Origin of the sequence: Campylobacter sp. US55, from assembly GCF_004378955.1 — a bacterium.
Taxonomy (GTDB): Bacteria; Campylobacterota; Campylobacteria; order Campylobacterales; family Campylobacteraceae; genus Campylobacter_D; species Campylobacter_D jejuni.
On the sequence record NZ_RYYF01000017.1, the window covers coordinates 1 to 5,532 of the forward strand.

The window sequence follows — 5,532 nt, forward strand, 5'->3', positions numbered from 1 at the left end:
TATCTTAAACCTAAAGATACTCATATAAAAAACCCTAGTAATTCTAAAAGCAATCAACACATGAATTTCTTAATGAGTTCTACCTTTACCCATTATGGTAATGCAAGCTATAACCAAACCATACTTCAAAAAGATGCCCATATTAGTATGGGAGTTGAGAACACTTATGATTTAGCCTTAAATGGTGCTCCTTATTTAATCGGAGCTATAGCCACTTATGGAGATTCTACAAATAATAGTTTAAATATAGAAGCAGGTAGCAGTGTAGAGTTTTTTACTTCCTTACCTAAAAAAGATAAAAATGGTAATAATACCTTTGATGAAAGAATCACTCACCTTGTAGGTGGTTTAGCTTATCAAGGTAATGTAAAAAACAATAAAATCTTTATCAAAGATGCTAATATGATTATCCATGGTCCAAGCAAAACTTATGCTAGTTCAGCTGCTGCTCATATTAGCGCAGGTTATATAGATAGTGGAACAGATAAAAACTTTCAAGTCAGTAAAAACCTTTTAGACATAGATGGTTTTAATCTTGATATGTATATGAACCATGATAAACAGCCCCTAGTTTATAATTCTGTTTTATTTGCTGATTTTTGGGGTGGAAAAACCGAACAAGGACAAGCCTTAGATAATACTATCAATTTAAAAGATATTAAAAACCTAAAAAAAGATAAAAACAATGAGAACATTTTTGCTCAAGCTTTATTTAACTTCTATGCAGGAGCTTCTAATAATGGAGAAGCAAATTATAATACCTTAAACATAGAATTAAAACATCCTTTAGAAATCGCTAATAACTTCTTAGGTTATAACCAACATTCTTTTTATGGTGGCTTTGCAACTAAAGGAGCTAATCATAATACCATTAATATTAAAAACGATCTTACCACAACCGATCTTTCTCAAAGCTATAAAGATGCTTTAAATATTGTAGCTGCTAGAACCTTAGAAGGCAGTGCGGATTATAATAAAGTTTATATCAATAATTCTATGTCAACCTTACCTGTATACATTTATACAGCTAAGAAAAACATTCTTAATAATCAAGACTTTTATCCTAGTAGTGCTAATAACAATGAAGTAGTGATTAAAGACTTTGCTTCTTTTAGAAATTTAACTGTATTAACAGAAGCTAAAGAAGCCTCTTATAATACTATAAATTACAACAATGTTCAAAGCATTACCGATGCAAGTAATATAGATAAAGGTTCTAAAATCATCATAAGAGCTTTAGATAAAGCCAAACATAATACCATAGATATAAAAAACTATTCTTCTAATGCAGCTGATAATGCTTATTTGATTATGGCTTATAATGAAGCTGCTTATAATAAAATCATTATCAATGTGATACTTTATTTGGTGTAACTTCAGATAAAAGAGAAGGAATTTTAAGTATTATAGCTGGACTTTCAAACAATGCCCATGATAATACCTTAATCATAAACAATCTCAATCTTGATGAGTATAAAAATAACAATTCTATTTTTATAGCTCCTTCAGCCATTACAGGTTTAAGTGAAGCTAAATCTTATAATAATACCTTATATAGGTGGGAATTTAAATATATTTAAAAACACTTTCATAGATATATTAGCAGGAGCGTTGGTGCATTATGAAGATAATTATAGTGCTTCTAATGCTGTAGCTCCTTCAGCCATCAGTTTAAGTAAAAACAATAGACTGATTTTAAATACTAAAGTTGAAGCTAGAATTATTAATAACTTTGAGCATTATTATCTTATTGTATCCAATAAAATCAACACAACTCCCCTTTTTGAAGTCATACGATGCTCCTATTAATATTTCTAGCGAGGGAGTATTGGCTCTTTATACCCTCAAAGAGCAATACCCCTACCTTAAAAATAAAGAAATCTTAATCTTACAAAGTGAGCAAGGTTTTATAGATGAAAACTCTAATACTTTAAATCAAGAAGAACTTCAAAGCTTCATTGGAAAAATGCAAAAAAACAAAGAAGATTTTAAACTAAGTTCTATAGATAGATTAAAAAAGATGAATTTACAAAAACTTTCTTATGAAGTAAGAATATCTCAAGATGGCAAAAGCATTTACGCAAAGATAAAATAAATCATTCCTATCTTAAAGATAGGAATCTTTTGCTTGTATTTTTATAAATATAAACAAAAGATTCTTAAATCTTAATCTTACAAAAAGGAGCAAGTCATGAAAAAGTTAAATAAACTTTCTTTGTCTTTAGTTGTAGGTTCGTTACTTTTTACACAAAGCTATGCTTTACCAAGCGGGGGTAAGTTCACTCATGGAACAAGTGGAAGTATAAATGTAAATGGTAATACCATGAATATTACAGGTAATAAAGTAAACTCTGTTATCCAATGGGGTGGTGGTTTTAATATAGCTAAGGGTGAAACTGTAAATTTTGGACAAGGAAAAACTAACCAAAACTACCTAAACATTGCTTATGGAACCAAAAGCTCTACAATAGATGGAAAGCTAGAAGGTGGAAGCAATAATATCTTTTTAATCAATCCTAATGGTATAGTAGTGGGTAAAGATGGAAGTATTAATGCAAATAAAATTGTTCTGTCTGCTTCATCAATAGGGGATAAAGAGATGCAAGAGTTTGCGAGTAGTGGAAATATTGCAGGATATGAATATAAGAAGGGCGTTTCTCCTGTAATTAAGCCTAATATGGGAAATATTATAAACACAGGATATATAAAAAGTGATTATATTGGAATAGTAGCTAAACAATATGCTGATTTTGATAAAGATGGAAATGTAGGAGATTGGGATTCATCAAATGGAATAGTTTTTTTAATTGGTGAATCTGTAAGTGTTGTTAATGGTTTTTGGAATGCTGGATGGGTTAATGGGAATGTATACAATGCCAATGAAGGTGGTTTTGCAAACAATGGAATGCTAAAAGGTAGTACATTTGGAAATTCTGCTGACTATATTAAAAAAAATCATATAGTTTATGAAACTAGCAATCTCATCACTTCAGCAGACATCTCAAACGAAGTTATAAATTCGATTTTCGATGCATTAAAAATCAATTCTTATGTAGATATTAAAAATCTGAATAAATTTTATAAAGAAAACAAGCAAGAGTTTTCAAGTGATGAATTAGCAAACATTAGTCAAAGCATGGATTTTGCTACCGCCTTATATAATCAAGCAAGTTTAAGTGAAAATGAAAGCTTAAAAAATGCTCTTAATTCTCATTATATTACATTAGAAAAAAGCAATCAAGCTATTATTAAAACAAAAGAAATTCTTTCTCAAATTCCTAAAATAAACGAAGAGCAAGAAAAAATTCAAAAAACTTACGATGATGCTGTAGAAACTTATAATAAAGCAGTTGAAGCTTACAATACCACTTTAAATGGTATAACAGGCAATAATGGCGATAAAGTTCTTGCAGGTTTAAAACAAGCTGTCGATAAAGCTTCTAGTGATTTACAACAAGCTACAACAGCTCTTCAAACTACTACAGCTAGCAATAATTCTAGTTTAGAAAATTCTAATAAAACTTTAGCAAGTGCAAGTATAGATGGAACTAGTCATCTTACAATCAATGGAAAATATAGTGCAAACTATAAGCCAGTATCCATTATAAATTCAGGATCTAACAACTCCAACAACGGAAATGATGGAACCGATTCAGGTGGTATTAACAATGGTAACAACAACGGTTCTAATAATAACCCAAATGATACCATAGGACAACAAGAACCTGACATTGCTACAGCTTTGCTTATGCAAACTACAGATGAAGATCCAAATATCAATGAAGATGATAAACAAGCAAGTATAGATGAAGCCAGTACTCAAGAAAGTGGTAATGCTTGTATAGTATCGGATAATTTTAAAGCAGGAAATCTTTGCTCAAGATGATTAAAATCCAAAAGGTTAAAAGCCTTTTGGATCTTGTTAAAAATTAATAAAACAAACAAAATTTAAAGATTAAAAATCAAAAAAGATTGATAATCAATCAAACAAATACAAAAAATAAAGATAAATAAAAAGATAAAAAGAAAGAAAAATAAAAACAGAAAAAGCAAAAAATAAAAAAGATTAAAAACCAAATCTAAAAACAAGATCTTATGAAATCATTAAAAAGGAAAAACACAAATGAAACGCATTATCTTACTATCTAGTTTAGCTATCTTAAGCCTTTATGCTAGCGATACTAAAGATAATAAAAAAACCATACAAATGTTAGAACAATCTCCTTATAAAGAAGATGCTAACTTAAAAAACTACAATAACACTTAAAAGTAAAAGATGGAGTGATTATCATAGATCATTCTAATACTAGTGATGATAATAATTCAAAAACCACTAACACAAAGAAAAACACTCAAAAAGATAATAACAACACTCAAAAAAATCAATCTAATTTGTCTAATGATAATACTTTAAAAACTAAAACCCCAAATTCAAATACTCCTTCTTTAAAAAAAATACTTCTAAAGAAGAATCAATTCATAAAGTTAGCTTTAGCTTTCATATTACCAATAAAAACATAAACTTTAAAGATCTAGGTTTAGATGAGCAAGTTTTACAAGAAGCCTTAAACGATTACAAAAAAGAAAGTATTTCAGTTCAAGACTTACAAGATATAGCCAATATTATTTCTTATTATGTTCAAGTTAGTGGTTATCCTGCTGCTACAGCTTATATCCCACAACAAGAACTAAAAGATCAAATTCAAATCAATATCACCTTAGGTGTTTTAGGTAAATATGTGGTTCAAAACAATTCTAGTGTAAGAGATTATGCTATAGAAAGTAAATTACCTAATCATAAAGGTGAAATCATCACTACTAAATTAGTAGAAGATGCAGTTTATAAAGTCAATGAAATGTATGGCATACAAACCCTTGCTTCTTTAAAAGCAGGAGATAATCCAGGTGAAACAGATGTAGTGATAGAAACTACCCCTAGTGATAGCTTTGTTTCTGTATTGTTTTATGGGGATAATTACGGTATAAAAGAATCAGGCAGATATAGGGGTGGTGCTAGTATGAGTTTTAATAACATAGCTCATCAAGGAGATAGTCTTAATGCTTATTTGCAAAGAAGCGATGAAGCACAAACTAACTATGATATAAGCTATACTACTTTCTTAGGGAATTTAAAAATCACTCCAAGTTATTCTAAAGGAAACTATGCTTTAGGAGGAATTTGGAGAGAATTTGACTTTATAGGAACTTCTGAAAATCTAGGTATAGATTTAAAATATCCTTTGTGGATTACAACTTATAATTCTTTTTATTTAACTTCAAGCTATTATCATAAAAAGCTTAGTGATTCAAGATTAAATATCATGACTATAGATAAAAGCTCTGATACAATAAGCTTTGGTATAGAAGGAGTTTATAATGGCATTAGCAATGATAGTTTTTCTTATAGTGCTAATGTAAGCTATGGTAATGTTAAAGATGAAGGTATGACTATAGTAGGTATAGGAACAAGCAAAGTAGGTGGAGCAGAATTTGGAAAATTTGCTAAACTCAATGTCAATCTTAACAATGCTT

The 5,532-nt window shown here is 29.3% G+C and carries 2 protein-coding genes and 4 pseudogenes; all 6 read left to right on the top strand.

From position 1 onward, the window contains the following. Positions 1 to 1,819, top strand: a pseudogene (locus ELQ07_RS08290) (hypothetical protein); the annotation flags it as partial. A gap of 9 nt (positions 1,820 to 1,828) precedes the next feature. Next, the gene (locus ELQ07_RS08385) at positions 1,829 to 2,095 is read left to right on the top strand and encodes a hypothetical protein (RefSeq protein ID WP_134224982.1); all 267 of its coding nucleotides are present in this window, start codon (positions 1,829 to 1,831) and stop codon (positions 2,093 to 2,095) included. A 96-nt stretch (positions 2,096 to 2,191) separates the two neighbouring features. Continuing rightward, positions 2,192 to 2,764: pseudogene (locus ELQ07_RS08390) on the top strand (filamentous hemagglutinin N-terminal domain-containing protein); the annotation flags it as partial. Positions 2,765 to 3,283: 519 nt separating this feature from the next. After that, positions 3,284 to 3,608 (top strand): annotated as a pseudogene (locus ELQ07_RS08395) (hypothetical protein). 140 nt (positions 3,609 to 3,748) lie between these two features. Continuing rightward, positions 3,749 to 3,886, top strand: a complete 138-nt coding sequence (locus tag ELQ07_RS08400; RefSeq protein WP_240692768.1) for a hypothetical protein — start codon at positions 3,749 to 3,751, stop codon at positions 3,884 to 3,886. A 321-nt stretch (positions 3,887 to 4,207) separates the two neighbouring features. Then, positions 4,208 to 5,532, top strand: a pseudogene (locus ELQ07_RS08115) (ShlB/FhaC/HecB family hemolysin secretion/activation protein); the annotation flags it as partial.

What these genes read in the sequence shown, in the direction of transcription:
- ELQ07_RS08400 (WP_240692768.1), top strand. Translation starts at nt 3,749, where the DNA reads ATGCAAACTACAGATGAAGATCCAAATATCAATGAAGATGATAAACAA.